Below are 16592 nucleotides of genomic sequence, written 5' to 3' on the forward strand. Positions count from 1 at the left end.
GCCCGGCCTGACCCGGCCCGGCCCGGGGAGGGAGCGCGGGCGCCCGCGCTCCCCCGCCGTCGCCGTCAGCCCTGCGCCGCGCCCGCGAACGGGACGGTGAAGCACGCCAGCCGGTCCCCGGCCACGCCGCCGTGGCCCGTCGCGTGCTCGTGGACGACGACCGAGGCCGCCTCGCCCTCGCGGAAGACCCAGCCCTTCCCGGCCACCGCGCTGCCCGCGCCCTCGCCGCCCGCCGTGAAGTCGAGCCACACCTCGTTCTCCTCGGTGGCGACGCCCGGCACATTCTGGTAATGGGGCCCCGAGGACGCCGGATCGGCCCCGCACGGCGCCGTGTGGACGTGCGCTCCGTACGTGCGGCCGGGCACCAGACCGCCCACGAACAGGTCGATCACCATCCGGTCCCCGGTGACGCGCTGCCCGACGCGGACGTGTGCCCCGGCGGGCACCAGCGCCTCGTCGTACGTCACCGCGACCGGCACCTCGCCCGTCTCCCCGACCGGCCCGAACTCCCCCTTGGCGCGCAGCCAGTGCTCGGCCTCCTCTGCGCCCTCGGCGCCCGGCCCCGCTCCGGGGACCGCCCCCGCGGGCGCCGCGCCCACGCCCAGCACCACCGTCGCCGCCATCGCGACCGCCCCGCTCATGACCCGTGCCTTCACCGCTGCTCCTCGTGCTCGTCCGCTCTGACGCGCCACCTCACGCACACCGTGCCGGGCAGCGTCCGGGACCACCCTGCCCACGTGGACGTTGAGATGCCCGCCACACGCACCCATGTGCACCGGGTGGGGGACGCGGGCGTACGCTTTACGGCGGAACCACCACGTTCGATCGCGCGTCCTACTGGGACACGCGGCCCACCCCGGTGAGAGCCGGGAGACAGGGGCGGAGCGGAAGACGGGGAGCGCTGTGCAGGAGACCTTGGGGATACTGCTCTACGCCCCGTGGATCTACGTCGTGGTGGCGCTGTCCATCCTGCTCGACGTGTTCGTCCCGGTGCTCCCGAGCGGTGCCCTGGTGGTCGCCGCCGCGACCGTGGCGGCGGGCACGGCGGCCGACGTCGCCGGTCTCCCGGGGCCAGGCGCCAACAGTCACCTGCCGCAGCTCTTCCTGCTGGGTGTGTGCGCGACGACCGCCTCCATCGCGGGCGACCTGCTCGCCTACGCCGCGGCCCTGCACGGCGGGCGCCGTTTCGACGGCGCGATCGCGCGCTCGCGCCGCCTGTCGGGCGCGCAGCAGCGGCTGGACTCCGCGCTGAAGCGCGGCGGCGGCTCGTTCGTCGTCCTCGCCCGCTTCGCCCCCGCCGGGCGGGCGGTCGTCAGTCTCGGCGCCGGGGTGTCGGGGCGCCGCAAGCGGGAGTTCCTGCCCTGGTCGGCGCTGGCCGCCGTCGTGTGGACCGTCTACAGCGTCGGCATCGGCTACCTCGGCGGCCAACTGCTGGGCGCCAGTTGGATCAGCACGGGGCTGTCCGTCGTCTTCCTGCTGGTGGCCGGGGGCGTCGCGCTGCGGCTGCTGCGGCCGGTCCCTGCGCCGCCCTCGCTTCCCGAGCCGGGCGCGACACCGCTTCCCTGACGGCCCGCACCCCGACCGTTCCCGGCGGGCGGACGTCCTCCTCCTGGCACGTCAGCGCGACGGCGAATCCGCGGCGTCGGGGCGCCGGTCGTGGTGGTCGAGCAGGGTGGACAACAGCGCGGTCAGCCGCTGCCGCTCCTCGGCGGACAGCGGGGCCAGCAGCGCCTCCTGGGACGCGGCCAGCCGTTCCTCAAGCACCCGGAGCTGCCGCGTGCCCGCGTCGGTCAGCGTGATGATGTTGCGCCGCCGGTCGGCGGGGTCGGGGGCGCGCTCGACGAGGCCGCGTCCGGCCAGTTCGTTGACCGTCGCGACCATGTCGCTGACGTGGATCTCCGTACGGCGCCCCAGGGCGGCCTGGCTGGCCGGGCCGAACTCCTCAAGCGTCGCGAGCAGCCGGTAGTGGTAGCCGCGGGCCTGGACGGACGCGAACTCGTCCGTCACCAGGCGGTGGGCGTGGTTGCCGGTCTGGGTGAGCAGCCAGCTCGGCATGGTCTTCCACCGTGGGTTCTCCATGCGGCGAGTCTACCGAATCGTTGGGTCCACTAACGATTGGTGTATCGTTAGTCAGGCAAACGTTAGGGGCACCAACAATGGGGTCCCCGCACCAGCGCTCCGGAGTGCCGACCATGACTGTGATCAAGCCGTTCCGCATCGACGTCCCCCAGGCCGACCTCGACGACCTGGCCGACCGCCTCTCCCGCACCCGCTGGCCCAACGAGCTGACCGACGCGGGCTGGGACTACGGCTTCCCGCTGGCACGCCTGAAGGAGCTGGCAGAACACTGGCGCACCCGCTACGACTGGCGCGCGCAGGAGGCCAGGCTCAACGAGCTGCCGCACTTCACCACCGAGATCGAGGGCCAGGACATCCACTTCGTCCACGTCAGGTCCCCCCGGCCCGACGCCCTCGCGCTGATCCTCACCCACGGCTGGCCCGGCTCCTTCCTGGAGTTCCTCGACGTGATCGAGCCGCTGTCGCGTGACTTCCACCTGGTGATCCCGTCCATCCCCGGCTTCGGCTTCTCCGGGCCGACCCACGAACGCGGCTGGGACGTCACGCGGGTCGCGCGGGCCTGGGCCGAGCTGATGGACCGCCTCGGGTACGAGCGCTACGGCGCGCAGGGCGGCGACTTCGGCTCAGGCATCTCGACGGCGCTCGGCTCGGTGGCGCCCGAGCGGGTCGTCGGCGTGCACGTCAACTACCTGCCGACCCGGCCCGCCCCGGACGCCGACGTCACCCTGACCGCGGCGGAGGAGGCCAGGCTCGACACGGTCAGGCGGCTGATGGCCAACCGCCCGCCCTACCAGGCGCTCCAGGCCACCACCCCGCAGACCCTCGGCTACGCGCTGACCGACTCGCCGGTCGGCCAGCTGGCGTGGATAGCCGAGCGCTTCGCGCAGTGGACCGACCCGGGCACGCCGGTCCCCGACGAGCGGATACTGACCGACGTCTCGCTGTACTGGCTGACCGCCACGGCGGCCTCGTCCGCACGGCTGACCCGCGAGTCCACCCGGGGCGGCGGGGGGTGCCCGGTGCCGCTGGGCGTGGCGGTGTTCGCGCACGACATCACGCTGTCGGTGCGCCCGCTGGCCGAGCGCCTGTACGACATCAGGCACTGGTCGGAGTTCGAGCGCGGCGGCCACTTCGCGGCGATGGAGGTGCCCGAGCTGTTCGCCGGGGACGTGCGGGACTTCTTCCTCGGCCTCAGCCCGACCTCGTAGCGCCCTCGCCTGGAGGGCCGGTGACGACGACGGTGACGCGCGTGCCCGGCGGCAGCAGCGGCCCGCCCGCGAGCCGGTGCACGGCGAGCAGCGCCTTGGCGACGTAGCGGCGCTCCACGCGCAGCCCGTGCCGGGCCTCGAAGGCGGTGGCGAACCGTTCCAGCTCGGGCGGCACACGGCCGTAGCCGCCGCCGTGATGGCCGTGGTCGATCGTCCAGTTGGCGAACGGGCGGCCCCAGCCCGCCGCGTGCAGGCGCGCCACCTCGCCCTCCAGGTAGCCGTCGCCGCGCAGCGCCGCCACCCCGAGCGCGCGGGCGCCCGGCGGCAGCCCGGCCGCTATCCCGGCGAGCGTCCCGCCCGTGCCCACCGCGCAGCAGACGACGTCACGCGCGCCGAGGTCGGGCAGCTCGGCCGCCGTCATGGCCGCGCCCCGGGCGGCGAGCGCGTTGGACCCGCCCTCGGGGACGACGTAGCAGCGGCCGTGCGCGCGCCGCAGCTCCTCCCGTACGCCCGGCTCGTCCAGGCCGCGCAGCAGCCGCCGGTAGTCGGCGCGGGAGACGAACGCGAGCCGCATCCCGTCCGCCTCGGCCGCCGCGAGGGACGGGTTGCGGGGCCGCGTGGCCAGCTCGTCGCCCCTTATGACGCCGGTGGCCGCGGGCCCGACGGCGGCGGCGACGGCCCGGATGTGGTGCGACCAGGCGCCGCCGAAGGTGAGCACGTGGGTGTGTCCCTGCTCGACGGCGGCCCGCAGGTTGGGCATGAGCTTGCGCCACTTGTTGCCGGGGATGCGGGCGTCGATCAGGTCGTCGCGCTTGAGCCGCAGCTCGACGCCCGCCCGGGACAGCGCCGGGTCGGACAGCGGCGTCAGGGGCGACGGCAGGGACGGCGTGACGGCCGGGAGCGACAGCATCGCGGCCACTCTAGGAAGGCCCGCGCCGGGCGGCGACGGCGGGGGCGCCACCGTTCAGTCATCCGTGCGAGCTGTCCCTCGTAAGCCGCACTGCGCGACCGTTCGTCACTGAGCGACTACGGAGCGGGAAACCTTGTGGGGAAGCGCTTCCCCACAGAGTGGAGCCAGCTGATGAAATCCGATCTCCCCGCCCCCTCCGACCTCGTCCGCACGGCGAGGACATATGTGACCGATCTCGTCGAACGGGTCGTCGCGACGTTCGTCGTGGCCGCCGCGGGTGTCGCCGTGGCGGCGGGTCCCGCCGACATGTTCTCGGCAAGTTTCTGGGAGACCGCGGGCGCCGCCGGGATCGCGGCGGCCGGGTCGCTCGTGAAGGGACTCGCGGCCAAGCTGACCGGCGACCACAACAGCGCCAGCGCGGCACGCGGCGTCTGACCGCCGGGGAACGCGACGGCGCCCCGCGTGGTGCGCGGGGCGCCGTCCGTCCTTCGTGCGGTGCGGTGCGGTGCGGTCAGAGCGCGCAGCGGCCACAGGGCCGCGGCAGGTCCACCAGCCGCATCAGCTTCTCCGGCTGGGGGCGCCATCCGCGCGCCATGACGATCCGGCCCGCGACCGGTTCCTCGTTGGCCAGCAGGTATGCCAGGCGCAGCCCGGCGAGGTCCATGAACGAGACCCCCGTCATGTCCAGGACGACCGGACCCGCCGAGACCGGCAGGCGGGTCAGGGCGTCCTCGATGTCGGACAGGGTGTCGTAGTCGAGTTCACCGTGGGGCGCCATGACGACGCTGCCCGCGGTCGATGTCGTCGTCAACGTGAAGTCGTGCATGCCGCGTTCCCCCTTCCATGAGGGGCGGCCCAGAAACGCGGGCCGGTCGCCCGCAGTTACGGCGCGCGGCTCGGCGCCGCGCACGGTCCGGAACCGGTTTCCGGCTCCACGGCCACCTTCACACGGTGGCCGTGGACCGGAACCCGGGAGTCCGGACTGAGCTTCGTCAGTAGTCCAGACTCCCACGCGCCGGGTGCCGTATCAACCGTGGAGGTGCCCGGCGGACGCGGCGCGGCCCGCCCCCGACCCCGGGGAAGCCCGCGTTCGCGCAGGTCAGGGAAGGGCGGCCTCCGCCTCGATCTCCAGACGGACACCGAAGTGCAGCGCGTCCACACCGACGACGGCACGGGCCGGGCGCAGGTCGGGGCCGAGCCAGGCGGCGTAGGCGCGGTCGAACGCGGGCCAGTCGGCGATGTCGGTGACGTACACGCGGACCTTCGTGAGGTGGCTGCGGTCGGCGCCGACCGTGGCCAGGCAGGCGTCCACGTTGGCGAGGACCTGGGCCACCTGCTCGGCGAACGGACGGTCGGCGAGGGCCTGTCCGTCCGGCGTGACGGGCAACTGGCCCGAGACGTGCACGAGGCGCGCGCCCGCCGGGACGACGACGGCCTGCGTGTAGTGGCCCGAGGGGCGGGCGGGGCGGGGCGAGGGGGCGGTCACGGCTGGTCGTCTCCTTGGGGGCGCAGGTAGTTGTAGACGGTGGCGCGCGAGACGCCGAGGAGGTCGGTCAGCGTCGGCACCGCGTGCTTGACCTGGAGGAATCCGCGCTCCCGCAGGGAGCGGACCAGCTCCTGGCGGGCGTGCGCGTCGAGACCGCGCGGCGTGGTGCCACGGGCCGCCGCGAACTCCTCGACGGCCGCGCGCAGTTGGGTGACGGTCCTGGCGCTGAGGGTTTCGCGCGGCGGCTGGTCGGTCTCCTCGGTGCGCACCAGGTTCGCCAGGCTCCGCGAGACGGTGGCGAACAGCGACACGTCCAGGTTGAGGCAGATGGCGGCGACGTAGACGCCCGCGCTGTTCCTGATGCCGATGGACGTGCTCTTGGCCGGGCGGCCGTCCGGGAAGCGGTTGGGGTAGTTCTGGAGGACGTCCGGGTAGCCGGGGTCCTCGATGCGGGCGAGGCCCAGTTCGGTGGCCGGGTCGCCCACGGCGCGGCCCGAGAGGTTGTTCTCGATGGCGCGCACGGCGTGGCCGGGGTCGCTCAGGTCGTGCAGGACGACCTCGCACAGCCCGGGGAACGTCCGGCCGAGCGCGGTGACGATCTTCTCCGCCTCGCGCAGGAGCAGCGCGTTCTCGGCCTCGATGTCCGTGCCGCCGGTCGCCGCCCCGGTGCCCGGCGCCCCGCCGTCGCCCGTCACGCGGCGGCGCCCACGGCGACGAGGCTGCCGCCGCCCGCCGCCGCGGCCTTGAGGCCCGTGCCGGTGAGGATCACGGCCGTCGTCTCCCCTGCGCGGACGGCGCCGCGTTCGCGGAAGACGCGCACCGCCGCGGCGGCCGTGGCGCTGGTCGGCTCGGTGTGCAGGCCGAGCGAGGCGAGGCCGCGCTGCGCCTCGACGATGGCGGCCTCGGGGATCGCCGCCGTGTCCCCGCCGGAGCGGCGGACGGCGGCGGCGGCCTCCGGCAGCCGGACCGGCGCGCGGATGGCGGCCCCCTCGGCGACGGTCGGCCCGAACGGCGGGACGGGGATGCCCTGGACGGCCGCGTGCAGCGGCGCGCAGGCGGCGGGCTGGGCGACCAGCAGCCGGGGCAGGCGCGGGATCAGCCCGGCGGCGAGCAGTTCACCGAAGCCCAGGTCGAGGCCGAGGACGATGCTCCCGGCCCCCGCGACCGTCACCACCGCGTCGGGGGCCGTGAAGCCGAGGTCCTCCCACAGCTCGTAGGCCAGCGTCTTGGTGCCCTGGAGGAAGAAGGGGTGCCAGTTGTGCCCGGCGTACGGGACGCGCGCCGACTGCCGCAGGGCCTCGGCGGCCGTCGCGTCGCGGTCGCCCGGGACGGCCCGCACGCGCGCGCCGAGGGCCCGCGTCTGGGCGACCTTGGCCGCGGACGTCCCCTCGGGGACGAGGATCTCGGCGGCGATCCCGGCGGCGGCGCAGTAGGCGGCGACGGCGGACCCGCCGTTGCCCGAGCTGTCCTCCACGACCTCGGTCACGCCCTGCGCGGCCAGCGCGGAGATCATGACGCTGGCGCCCCGGTCCTTGAAGCTGCCCGTGGGGTTGAACCACTCCAGTTTGAAGCGCACTTGGGCGCCCTCCCAGGTGCGTTCGAGAAGCGGCGTGCGGCCCTCCCCGAGGCTGACGGGGGCGTGGGTGGCCGGGGCGGGCAGTGCCGCGCGGTAGCGCCACAGGGAGCGTTCCGCCGTGTCGATGCCGGAGGGCGGGACGGCCGGGAGGGGCGAGACGGTCAGCGGCGCGCCGTCGTCGCCGCACCAGCGCAGCGGGTCGAGGGGGTACGCGCGGTCCGTGCGCTGGTCGATCAGGCACGGCGCGGGAGGGGTCGGTGGCCGGGTTTCCATGACGCATCCTTCCGCCGGTGGCGCCCAGGCCACCGGACGTCGGACACTTTATCCAGAGTTGGACACTTCGTAAAGGCGGGTGGGGCGCGGCTTGACCCTGACGTCGCGGGAGGCTCCAGGATCGCGGCATGAGCGAGTTCACCAGCCCCGTCCCCTTTCCCGCCCTCGACGCCGTCGCCCCGGACGTCCACCGGGGCTTCTACGGCATGCCGACCTACCTCAGCGTCCCGACCGCGGACCTCGACGCCTCCCGGGACTTCTGGGAGCGCGGGCTCGGCTTCATCGACCTGTTCACGATCCCGGGACGGCTGGTCCACCTGCGGCGGTGGGCGTTCCAGGACGTCCTGCTCGTGCCGGGCACGCCCGCGGCCGAGCCGCCGCCCGTGAGCATCGCCTTCTCCTGTGTCCTCGGCCAGCTCGACGAGATCGCCGCGCACTGCGAGGAGCTGGCGCCGGGCTGCGTGCAGGGCCCGCGCGAGATGCCGTGGAACTCGGTCGAACTGACCGTCGTCACGCCGGAGAACACCCGGGTCGTGCTGACGGCCGCGCTTCCGCTCGACCCGGAAGGCCCGGCGGCCGAGCGCATGCGGGCGGTGGGCATCGAGGTCCCCCGGTCATGACCGCGCCGATCGGCGAGACTGTCGGGGTGGGCCAGGACGACGAGGCGCCGGGGACGGGCGGCGGGCTGACCGTGGGGCGGGCGGCGGCGCTCGTCGGCGTCAGCGTGCGGACGCTGCACCACTGGGACGCCATCGGCCTGGTCAGCCCGGGCGGGCGCACCTGGGCGGGGTACCGCGTGTACTCGGGCGACGACGTCGCGCGCGTGCACCGGGTCCTCGTCTACCGCGAACTCGGCTTCCCGCTCGCCGAGATCGCCCGCCTCCTGGACGAGCCTGGCACCGACGCGCGTGACCATCTGCTGCGGCAGCGCGCGCAGTTGGTCGAGCGTGGGGCGCGCCTGGAGCGGATGGTCCGCGCCGTGGACCGCATGCTGGACGCGTCGCGCGGCGGCATACGTCTCACCCCGGAGCAGCAGGTGGAGATCTTCGGCGCCGACTGGCGGCCCGAGTGGGTCGGGGAGGCCGAGGAGCGCTGGGGCGGCTCGCCGCAGTGGGCGCAGTACGCCGAGCGGTCCGCCGGGCGGAGCGCCGAGGACTGGAAGGACGTCGCGGCGGCCACCGAGGCGCTGAACGCGGACCTCGCCGCCGCGTCCCGCGCCGGTACGGCCCCCGACTCCACCGCGGCGAACGCCCTCGCCGAGCGGCAACGGGCCCTGCTCTGCGGCTACTTCGACTGCACGCACGCCATGCACGTGTGCCTGGGGCGGATGTTCGCGGACGACCCCAGGTTCGCCGCGTACTACGACACGCTCGCGCCGGGCACGGCCGTCTGGCTGCGGGACACGATCTTCGCCAACGCGCGGGCCCACGGCGTCGATCCGGCGACGGCGGTCTGGGGGTGAGCGGGGCTCAGTCCGGCGGGTCCAGGGGGTCGAGCGGCAACGCGAGGTAGGCGGCGCTCAGTTCGTCCATGATCGGGTGGACGGCCGGGAACGCGGCCTCGCCGACGCGCGCGATCGGCCGGACGCCGAAGGAACTGTTCGTCGCGAACACCGCCTCGACGTTGCGCAGTTCGGCGGGGACGGGCCGGACGACGTACGGGTGGGCCCGCTGGAGCAGCGTCATCGTGACGCCAGGCAGGACGCCCGCCTCCGGCCAGACGACGTCGCGGCCGTCGTAGAGGCCGACGTTCCAGGTGGTGCCCTCGGAGACGTGGCCCGCCGGGTCCACGAACAGCGCGTCGTCGTACCCCGCGAGCCTGGCCTCCCGGCGTGCGTGCAGCGGCCCGAACAGGCCGGTGTGCTTCACCTCGGGGACGTCGCGCTGGAACGGCACGGGCCGCACGCGCAGCGGCGGCGCGTCCGTCCCCCCGGCGGGACGGACGGTGACCAGGACGTGCGGCTCCCCGCGCCGGTGCGTGGTGGCCAGGCCGATGGCGGGGTCGTAGACCGTGACCCGCACGACGAACGTACCGCTCCCGGCCCGCGCCGCCGCCCCCGCGTACGCGCGGACGCGGCCGGGGTCGAGATCGGCGCCGAACACCGCGCGGCAGTCCCTGACCAGCCGCTCCAGGTGCAGCCCGAGACCGCGCACCCGCCCGTCGGTGACCAGCATGCTCGTGTAGTGGCCGTAGTTGGTGAGCCCGAGCGCGGCCAGGTCCTCCGCGGTGGCCGGGCGGCCGTCGATGAACGCCATGCAGGCAGTGTGCCCGAGCCCACCCGCACCGAAATCACAGGCTCTGACACACCCCGACGCCCCCACCCCCGGCCTTCACCCTCCTCGCAGCACACCTCACCACGCGGCGAATCCCACGCTGGTCTGATGACGACACGGCAGACGGACCCTCGCCCCCGTGCAGGTCCGATACATGTTGCGAACCCACCTTGGGTTGATGACGACCGGATCGGGCCATCGCCCGCCGGATCGGCTGCACGTTGCGAACCCACCGTGGGTTGATGACGACAGATCGGAGCTGATCACGCCGAGGCGTTCGTCGGGTTGCGAACCCACCGTGGGTTGATGACGACTTCTTCCTCCGCCACGTCCGAGCCCGGCTCTACCGGGTTGCGAACCCACCGTGGGTTGATGACGACGCGCTGCTCAAGCGCCTCGACGCCGATCCGCGGCCAGCGTTGCGAACCCACCGTGGGTTGATGACGACCACTGCGCCGTACGGATCAGGGCCCGCCGCAGCGCATGTTGCGAACCCACCGTGGGTTGATGACGACCTGACCGGAGTCCGCCCATGAACTTCTTCAACTCCCCGTTGCGAACCCACCTTGGGTTGATGACGACCATCCAGACCGAGAGGGACTACGTCAAGAAGTTGCGGTTGCGAACCCACCTTGGGTTGATGACGACGCGGACGGCCCCAACCCGGACTTCTTCAATCAGGTGTTGCGAACCCACCTTGGGTTGATGACGACCCGAGGGTAAAGCCGCTGGTCAGCCCGGGGGTTGCGGGCCGTTTTCGCGGCGGAAGTGCAGCGATCCGCCGGTAGTGCATCAGTGCTGGTCAGAGGCTTGCTCCCCCCCGGAGCGGCAGCGCGCTGTCGAGCCGTCCGGACAACGTACCCGAACAGCGCGGGCGGCGTCAGCGGGCGAGGGCACGGCGGAGATCAGGGTGTGCCCGGCCGACGAGGTGCGGCGGTGTCGGCGTCCGTGGTCGTGGCGCGGATCGTGCACCCCGGCCCGGCCCGGCTCCCGCGCGCGCCCGTAACCGCTATATTGCCGCTACACAGGTTACCGACGAGAGGAGCACGGCATGGAGTTCCCGCTCGGCGACTACGCGCGCGGGGCCGCGGTCGCGACCGCGCTCGTGTGCACGTCGCCCACCGTGCGGGCCACCGAAGGCGAGGCGCTGCCCGACGCCGACGCCCTGACGGCCTTCCTGACCAGGCACGACCTCCGCCCCGACGCCCTCGCGGACGGAAGGCCACCGAGCCCGGCGGACGTCCACCAACTCCACCTGCTGCGCCGGGAGGTGCGCGGCATCATCGAGACGGAGACCCCCGACCACGCCGCCGCAGGCACGGCCGTGCTGACCGGCCGCGCCGGACGCGCGCCCGTGCTGCGGCAGGACGGCGACGGCCGCTGGCAGTGGTACGTCACGACGGCGGCGGGCGCGTCGCTCGCCGACGAGTTGGCGGCGTTCCTGGCCACGGGCCTGGCGGGCGTCGTCCGCACGCTCGGCCACGAGCGGTTCCGCGACTGCGCCGCCCCCGGCTGCCGGGGCGTGTTCGCCGACACGACGCGGGCGGGCCGGCGCCGCTACTGCACGCCGGAGCGCTGCGGGAACCGGCTCAAGGTCGCCAACCACCGCCTGCGCCGATCCCTCAGCCCGTCAACACCCCAGGGAGCGTGACCCGATGAGCACCACCGCACTGCCCGGCGCCCTGCGCCTCCCCGACGGCTCCCTCGTACGGGGCCGCGGTCTGCGCGACGGACGCCCCGAGGGGCCGTCGCCCGACTTCGGCCTCTACCTGGGGACCGCCAAGCTGCGCCGCCGCCACGAGGGCGAGCTGGAGTGGGAGCACGCCTGGATCGAGTGGCCGGACTTCCTGCTGCCGCGCGACGGCGAGGCGGCCGTGCGGCACATCCGCGACCTGCACCGGCGGGCACGCGAGGGCGCGGCGGTGGAGGTCGCCTGCGGGGGCGGCGTCGGCCGTACGGGGACGGTCGTCGCCTGCCTGGCGATCCTGGCCGGGGTGGCCCCCGCGGAGGCGGTCGCCTGGACGCGCGCGCACCACCACCCCCGGGCCGTCGAGACGCCGTGGCAACGGCGCTGGGTCACCCGCTTCCCGACCGCCTGACGCGCCCGGCGCCTCCCCCACCGTCCGGCAAACCGCGAACGACGGACGAGCAGGCCACCGCACGCCCCGGCCACCCCCGTCCCGTTCCCACCGGCGACCGGCACCGCACGGCGCCGCCCCCCGGCCCCCGCACCCCGCCCGTCCGCCCCCGTGCCGAGACCCCCGCGACACGGGGCGCGGGCGCGGACGCGGGGCGCGACATCACCGCACGTAATGCACCCTTGACACATAGTCCCTGGAGGGCGACAGTCCGAAACGCCCGATAGCTACTCGACAGGAGATGACGGGATGGCACTACGGTTCATGGGCATCGACCCCACGACAGACGGGGACGAGTGCCCGACAGTATGGGTGGACGAGGAAACCGCCGACATCGTGGTGCAGGGATGGAAGGCGGACGAGGCCACCGAGAGCGAGTGCCTGGAGACCGGCAGGATTCCCGACACCGAGGCCGTGATCCGAATCCCCGCCCGGATGGCGTCGATCCTGAGGACGGCCTGCGATGCCGCCGAGCTTCGCAGAGCAGCTGGCTGACTGCCGGAGTTCGGCCGTCCATCTGGAGATGCGCGATTCCTACGCGATCGCCCCGGAGGCCGCGGAGTTCGCCGCCTGGCGGGCGGGCCGGGACGGCAGCAGGAACGACCGGGTCGGACGCCGGAGCGCGTGGCTCGACATGGTGCGCGCCGCCACCGGCCGTGGGGTGACCTTCCGCCGGGCGCGGATCGTCTCGGAGCCGGTCTCCGAGTACATCCGCTTCGAGCACGCGGGCACCCCGCTCAACATCGAGGCGGGCGAGGACGTGCGCTGGCTGTCGCGCCGACACACGTCGGACATCGCCTTGCCGGGCAACGACTTCTGGCTGTTCGATAAGGTAGTCGTCCGCTTCAACCATTTCAGCGGTGACGGCGCGAGCGGTGGCCCCGAGGTCGTGGACACTCCCGCTGTCGTCGCCCTGTGCTCGACCGCGTTCGAGAAGGTATGGGAACGAGCCGTGCCGCACGCCGAGTTCACGATCTGACACCAGGTGCCGAGCAGCCGCCCATGACAGAGCCGTCATCCAGCGCCCAGGCAGCACGCCGGGCCGTCGCCAGCCGTCTGCGGGAGCTCCGCCTCGACGCCGGGCTGACCGGGCGCGAAGTGGCTGCCCGGTGCGGGTGGCACCCGGCGAAGACCACCCGGCTGGAACGGGCGCAGGCCGCGCCGTCCGACGCCGACATCCGCGCGTGGTGCGCCGCGTGCGGCGTCGAGGACCAGGTCGGCGACCTGGTCAGCGCCTCGCGCGACGCGGACTCGATGTACATCGAGTGGCGCCGCCTCCAACGTGGCGGGATGCGGCGCCTCCAGGAGTCCCGCGTGCCGCTGTACGAGGCGACGCGCCTGTTCCGCACGTACTCCTCGCACGTGATGCCGGGGCTGTTGCAGACACCGGAATACGCCACGGCGCTGCTCACGGCGATAACGGACTTCCGCGGCACCCCCGACGACGTGTCCGAGGCGGTGGAGGCCCGGATGACGCGTTCGCGCATCGTCCGGCAGGGGCGGCCCCGCTTCGTGATGCTGATCGAGGAGTCGGTGCTCCGCTACCAGATAGGCGACCCGGCGGTGATGGCCGGGCAACTCGGGTACCTGCTCTCGGTGATGGCGCTGCCGTCCGTGTCGGTGGGGATAGTGCCGTTCGCGGCCCGGTCACGGGGGCAGTGGACGCTGGAGGCGTTCACGATGTTCGACGACCAGCGGGTGCACGTCGAACTGCTCGCCGCGCAGGTGACGGTGACGGCGCCGGGCGAGGTGGACCTCTATGTCCGCGCGCACGCACGGCTGTTGGACCTCGCCGTGCACGGCGACCGCGCGCGCCGCCTCATCACGTCCGCCCTCGACGCCCTGGGATGAGCGCCGCAACTTTCCGCAATCCCATGGCCTTTCATCCGGCCGAATCTTTACGGTCTGAGCACGACCTCGGTCCCTGAGGAGCGCTCATGGCGACACCCACCCCCCTGCTCTTGCCGTCCTCGTGGACGATCGACGCGGCGCGCATGCCCGCCTCGGCCGTCCGGAACGCGCCGTTCGCCATACGGTCCCGCGTGGTCGGGGAATGCCGTGCCTGACCCGTCGCGCTACTGGCCCCCCGAGCCCGCGCCCGTCCGCGACCCGAACCCGGAGATCACCGTGATCACCGGCCTTGAGGGCCCGCTGCCCCGCCCGGTGTGGCGCATGCCCCCCGAACCCCAGCCGGACGAGCCCCGGGACGGCGAGGAGACACCTCCCCGGCAGTGAGCCGGAGAGCGCCCCCTTTGCACGGCGGACGTCCGGCCGGGAGGCCCACGACACCGACTCCGACTGCGGAGCGTCACGCCGGAAAAAGCCGCCTGTCACCCGGTGCGCCAGAGCGCCGAGAGGGCCGCCATACGCCGCTCTCCCGGATTTTCCCGCTCACCCATCAGGGGGGATCGACCGGGGCGCTCAACGGCGGCGAGAGAGGCGCCCAGGCAACTCCTCGCCCCAACTCCGCACATCACTCTCGATATTCTGGACGACGTCCCGCCGCCTCCCCGGCGCCGGGACCCGCGGGCCCCGAGGCCCTTCCTCGGCCTGCCCGCGACCCGTCGTCCGTCCGGTGATCCGACCGCTCCCGCACCCACTGGTGCGGCGCGGCGCGGTTCGCCGTGCCCGAAAAGAGAGCAATGTGACCACTTCCCGGGCTCACACCACCCCCGCCGCGTACGACGCGGGCGCGATCACCGTCCTGGAAGGGCTCGACGCGGTACGCAAGCGGCCCAGCATGTACATCGGCTCCACGGGTGAGCAGGGCCTGCACCACCTGGTGCAGGAGATCGTGGACAACTCGGTCGATGAGGCGCTGGCCGGGGTCGCCGACCGGATCGACGTGACGATCCTGGCCGACGGCGGCCTGCGGGTGAGCGACAACGGCCGGGGCATCCCCGTCGGCATGCATCCGGTGGAGCGGAGACCGGCCGTCGAGCTGGTCATGACGGTGCTGCACGCGGGCGGCAAGTTCGGCGGCGGCGGGTACGCCGTCTCCGGCGGGCTGCACGGGGTGGGGCTCTCGGTGGTCAACGCGCTCTCGACCAGGCTGTCCGCCGAGATCTGGACCGAAGGCCACCGCTGGACCCAGGAGTACGAGCGCGGCGCGCCGACCGCTCCCCTGGCCCGCCACGAGGCCACCTCGAAGACCGGCACGTCCCTCACGTTCTGGGCGGACGGCGACATCTTCGAGACCACCGAGTACGCCTTCGAGACCCTGGCCCGGCGGTTCCGCGAGATGGCCTTCCTCAACCGGGGGCTGACGCTGACCCTCACCGACGAGCGCGCGTCGGCCCGTGCGGCGACCGAGGAAGGGGCGGCGAGGACGGTCTCCCACCGCTACGACGGCGGCCTCACCGACTTCGTCACCTACCTCAACGCCCGCAAGGGGCAGCCGGTCCCCGCGTCCGTCGTCTCCCTCGCCGCGCAGGACACCGGGCGGCGGCTGTCGGTGGAGGTCGCGTTGCAGTGGAACAGCCAGTTCGCCGACAGCGTCTACTCGTACGCCAACAGCGTCCACACCCACGACGGCGGCACGCACGAGGAGGGCTTCCGCACGGCGCTGACCACGGTCGTCAACCGGTACGCGCGCGAGAAGCGGCTGCTGCGCGAGAAGGACGGCAACCTGACCGGTGAGGACATCCGCGAGGGCCTGACCGCGATCATCTCGGTGAAGCTCGGCGAGCCGCAGTTCGAGGGCCAGACCAAGACCAAGCTGGGCAACAGCGAGGCCAGGACGTTCGTGCAGAAGGTCGTGCACGAGCGCCTGACGGACTGGTTCGACGGCAACCCGCACGACGCGGCCGACATCGTCCGCAAGGCGACCCAGGCGGCCACCGCCCGCGTCGCCGCCCGCAAGGCCCGTGACCTGACCCGCCGCAAGGGCCTGTTGGAGTCGGCGGCCCTGCCGGGCAAGCTGTCCGACTGCCAGTCGGGTGATCCGGCGCGCGGCGAGATCTTCATCGTGGAGGGCGACTCGGCCGGTGGCTCGGCCAAGTCGGGCCGCGACCCCCGGTATCAGGCGATCCTGCCCATCCGCGGCAAGATCCTCAACGTCGAGAAGGCCCGCATCGACAAGATCCTGCACAACGAGGAAGTCCGGGCGATGATCTCGGCGTTCGGCACCGGTGTGCACGAGGAGTTCGACCTCGCGAAGCTCCGGTACCACAAGATCATCCTGATGGCGGACGCCGACGTCGATGGCCAGCACATCACCACCCTGCTGCTGACCTTCCTGTTCCGCTTCATGCGGCCCCTCATCGAGCACGGCCACGTCTACCTCTCCCGGCCGCCGCTGTACAAGATCACGTGGGGCCGGGACCACGTCGAGTACGCCTACTCCGACCGCGAGCGCGACGCGCTGCTGGAGCGCGGCCGACGGGACGGCCGCCGGGTCAGGGACGACTCGATCCAGCGGTTCAAGGGCCTGGGCGAGATGAACGCCGAGGAGCTGCGCGTCACGACCATGGACCAGGAGCACCGCGTCCTGGGGCAGGTCACCCTGGACGACGCGGCCCTCGCCGACGCCCTGTTCACCGTCCTGATGGGCGAGGACGTCGAGGCCAGGCGGTCGTTCATCCAGCGCAACGCCAAGGACGTGCGCTTCCTCGACATCTGAACGCGCCGCCCCCTCGTCCCTCCGCAGC

21 protein-coding genes and 1 CRISPR repeat array are annotated in these 16592 nt (G+C 73.4%); of the genes, 13 read left to right on the forward strand and 8 right to left on the reverse strand.

Annotated elements, in window-relative coordinates:
* Positions 1–65: 65 nt before the first annotated feature.
* Positions 66–656 carry a superoxide dismutase family protein gene (locus IF27_RS25735; RefSeq protein WP_223291215.1) on the reverse strand — a complete coding sequence of 197 codons (591 nt, stop codon included), beginning with the start codon at positions 654–656 and terminating at the stop codon, positions 66–68.
* A 247-nt stretch (positions 657–903) separates the two neighbouring features.
* Between IF27_RS25735 and IF27_RS25740 the strand changes: the two genes are divergently transcribed.
* Positions 904–1566, forward strand: coding sequence for a DedA family protein (locus tag IF27_RS25740; RefSeq protein WP_052852176.1), 663 nt, complete (start codon positions 904–906; stop codon positions 1564–1566).
* Between the two features lie 51 nt (positions 1567–1617).
* Here the strand turns inward: IF27_RS25740 and IF27_RS25745 are convergent, their stop codons facing one another.
* A complete protein-coding gene (locus tag IF27_RS25745; protein WP_052852177.1) occupies positions 1618–2079 on the reverse strand; it encodes a MarR family winged helix-turn-helix transcriptional regulator in 462 nt (153 codons plus the stop codon).
* A gap of 113 nt (positions 2080–2192) precedes the next feature.
* Here IF27_RS25745 and IF27_RS25750 point away from each other — a divergent pair, with 113 nt between their 5' ends.
* Positions 2193–3287, forward strand: a complete 1095-nt coding sequence (locus IF27_RS25750; protein WP_223291216.1) for an epoxide hydrolase family protein — start codon at positions 2193–2195, stop codon at positions 3285–3287.
* Here the strand turns inward: IF27_RS25750 and IF27_RS25755 are convergent.
* Positions 3271–4197, reverse strand: a complete 927-nt coding sequence (locus IF27_RS25755; RefSeq protein ID WP_052852178.1) for a 1-aminocyclopropane-1-carboxylate deaminase/D-cysteine desulfhydrase — start codon at positions 4195–4197, stop codon at positions 3271–3273. The genes IF27_RS25750 and IF27_RS25755 overlap by 17 nt on opposite strands.
* A 171-nt stretch (positions 4198–4368) precedes the next feature.
* Between IF27_RS25755 and IF27_RS25760 the strand changes: the two genes are divergently transcribed.
* Positions 4369–4632: a hypothetical protein gene (locus IF27_RS25760; protein ID WP_052852179.1), complete on the forward strand. Its 264-nt coding sequence runs from the start codon at positions 4369–4371 to the stop codon at positions 4630–4632.
* Positions 4633–4708: 76 nt separating this feature from the next.
* On the opposite strand, the gene IF27_RS25765 is transcribed toward IF27_RS25760, so the two are convergent.
* From IF27_RS25765 to IF27_RS25780, 4 genes are all read right to left on the reverse strand, one after another.
* The gene (locus IF27_RS25765; protein ID WP_052852180.1) at positions 4709–5023 is read right to left on the reverse strand and encodes an STAS domain-containing protein; all 315 of its coding nucleotides are present in this window, start codon (positions 5021–5023) and stop codon (positions 4709–4711) included.
* 273 nt (positions 5024–5296) lie between these two features.
* Entirely contained in the window at positions 5297–5683 is a 387-nt protein-coding gene (locus tag IF27_RS25770; RefSeq protein WP_052852181.1) for a RidA family protein, read from the reverse strand.
* A complete protein-coding gene (locus IF27_RS25775; protein WP_052852390.1) occupies positions 5680–6324 on the reverse strand; it encodes a helix-turn-helix transcriptional regulator in 645 nt (214 codons plus the stop codon). Before IF27_RS25775 ends, IF27_RS25770 begins: the two co-directional genes overlap by 4 nt.
* A 50-nt stretch (positions 6325–6374) precedes the next feature.
* Positions 6375–7532, reverse strand: a complete 1158-nt coding sequence (locus IF27_RS25780) for a threonine synthase (protein ID WP_052852182.1) — start codon at positions 7530–7532, stop codon at positions 6375–6377.
* Between the two features lie 128 nt (positions 7533–7660).
* Between IF27_RS25780 and IF27_RS25785 the strand changes: the two genes are divergently transcribed.
* On the forward strand, positions 7661–8152 hold the full coding sequence (locus IF27_RS25785) for a VOC family protein (protein WP_052852183.1): 492 nt from the start codon (positions 7661–7663) through the stop codon (positions 8150–8152).
* Positions 8149–8994: a MerR family transcriptional regulator gene (locus IF27_RS25790; protein WP_052852184.1), complete on the forward strand. Its 846-nt coding sequence runs from the start codon at positions 8149–8151 to the stop codon at positions 8992–8994. Before IF27_RS25785 ends, IF27_RS25790 begins: the two co-directional genes overlap by 4 nt.
* Positions 8995–9001: 7 nt before the next feature.
* On the opposite strand, the gene IF27_RS25795 is transcribed toward IF27_RS25790, so the two are convergent.
* The gene (locus IF27_RS25795) at positions 9002–9787 is read right to left on the reverse strand and encodes an aminotransferase class IV (protein WP_052852185.1); all 786 of its coding nucleotides are present in this window, start codon (positions 9785–9787) and stop codon (positions 9002–9004) included.
* A 174-nt stretch (positions 9788–9961) separates the two neighbouring features.
* Positions 9962–10518: direct repeats of the CRISPR family, unit length 30 nt; unit sequence GTTGCGAACCCACCGTGGGTTGATGACGAC.
* Between the two features lie 338 nt (positions 10519–10856).
* On the opposite strand from IF27_RS25795, the gene IF27_RS25800 reads away from it, so the two are divergent.
* The 8 genes from IF27_RS25800 to gyrB all read left to right on the forward strand — a co-directional run bounded on the left by IF27_RS25800 (position 10857) and on the right by gyrB (position 16564).
* Complete coding sequence (locus IF27_RS25800) at positions 10857–11456, forward strand: CGNR zinc finger domain-containing protein (RefSeq protein WP_052852186.1); 600 nt, start codon at positions 10857–10859, stop codon at positions 11454–11456.
* Positions 11457–11460: 4 nt separating this feature from the next.
* On the forward strand, positions 11461–11904 hold the full coding sequence (locus tag IF27_RS25805) for a protein-tyrosine phosphatase family protein (RefSeq protein ID WP_052852187.1): 444 nt from the start codon (positions 11461–11463) through the stop codon (positions 11902–11904).
* Positions 11905–12192: 288 nt separating this feature from the next.
* Positions 12193–12438, forward strand: coding sequence for a hypothetical protein (locus IF27_RS25810; RefSeq protein WP_052852188.1), 246 nt, complete (start codon positions 12193–12195; stop codon positions 12436–12438).
* A 28-nt stretch (positions 12439–12466) separates the two neighbouring features.
* Positions 12467–12922 carry a DUF6879 family protein gene (locus IF27_RS25815; RefSeq protein WP_223291217.1) on the forward strand — a complete coding sequence of 152 codons (456 nt, stop codon included), beginning with the start codon at positions 12467–12469 and terminating at the stop codon, positions 12920–12922.
* Positions 12923–12945: 23 nt separating this feature from the next.
* The gene (locus IF27_RS25820) at positions 12946–13794 is read left to right on the forward strand and encodes a helix-turn-helix domain-containing protein (protein ID WP_052852190.1); all 849 of its coding nucleotides are present in this window, start codon (positions 12946–12948) and stop codon (positions 13792–13794) included.
* An 86-nt stretch (positions 13795–13880) separates the two neighbouring features.
* Positions 13881–14009 (forward strand): hypothetical protein, encoded by a 129-nt coding sequence (locus IF27_RS31870; RefSeq protein WP_263053856.1) that lies wholly within the window; start codon positions 13881–13883, stop codon positions 14007–14009.
* The gene (locus IF27_RS31260; protein ID WP_190233103.1) at positions 14002–14178 is read left to right on the forward strand and encodes a hypothetical protein; all 177 of its coding nucleotides are present in this window, start codon (positions 14002–14004) and stop codon (positions 14176–14178) included. Before IF27_RS31870 ends, IF27_RS31260 begins: the two co-directional genes overlap by 8 nt.
* Positions 14179–14587: 409 nt before the next feature.
* Positions 14588–16564 (forward strand): DNA topoisomerase (ATP-hydrolyzing) subunit B, encoded by a 1977-nt coding sequence (gene gyrB, locus IF27_RS25825; protein WP_052852191.1) that lies wholly within the window; start codon positions 14588–14590, stop codon positions 16562–16564.
* The last annotated feature ends 28 nt before the right edge of the window (positions 16565–16592 follow it).

The sequence above is a fragment of the Streptomyces avicenniae genome (assembly GCF_000719135.1).
Classification (GTDB): Bacteria; Actinomycetota; Actinomycetes; order Streptomycetales; family Streptomycetaceae; genus Streptomyces; species Streptomyces avicenniae.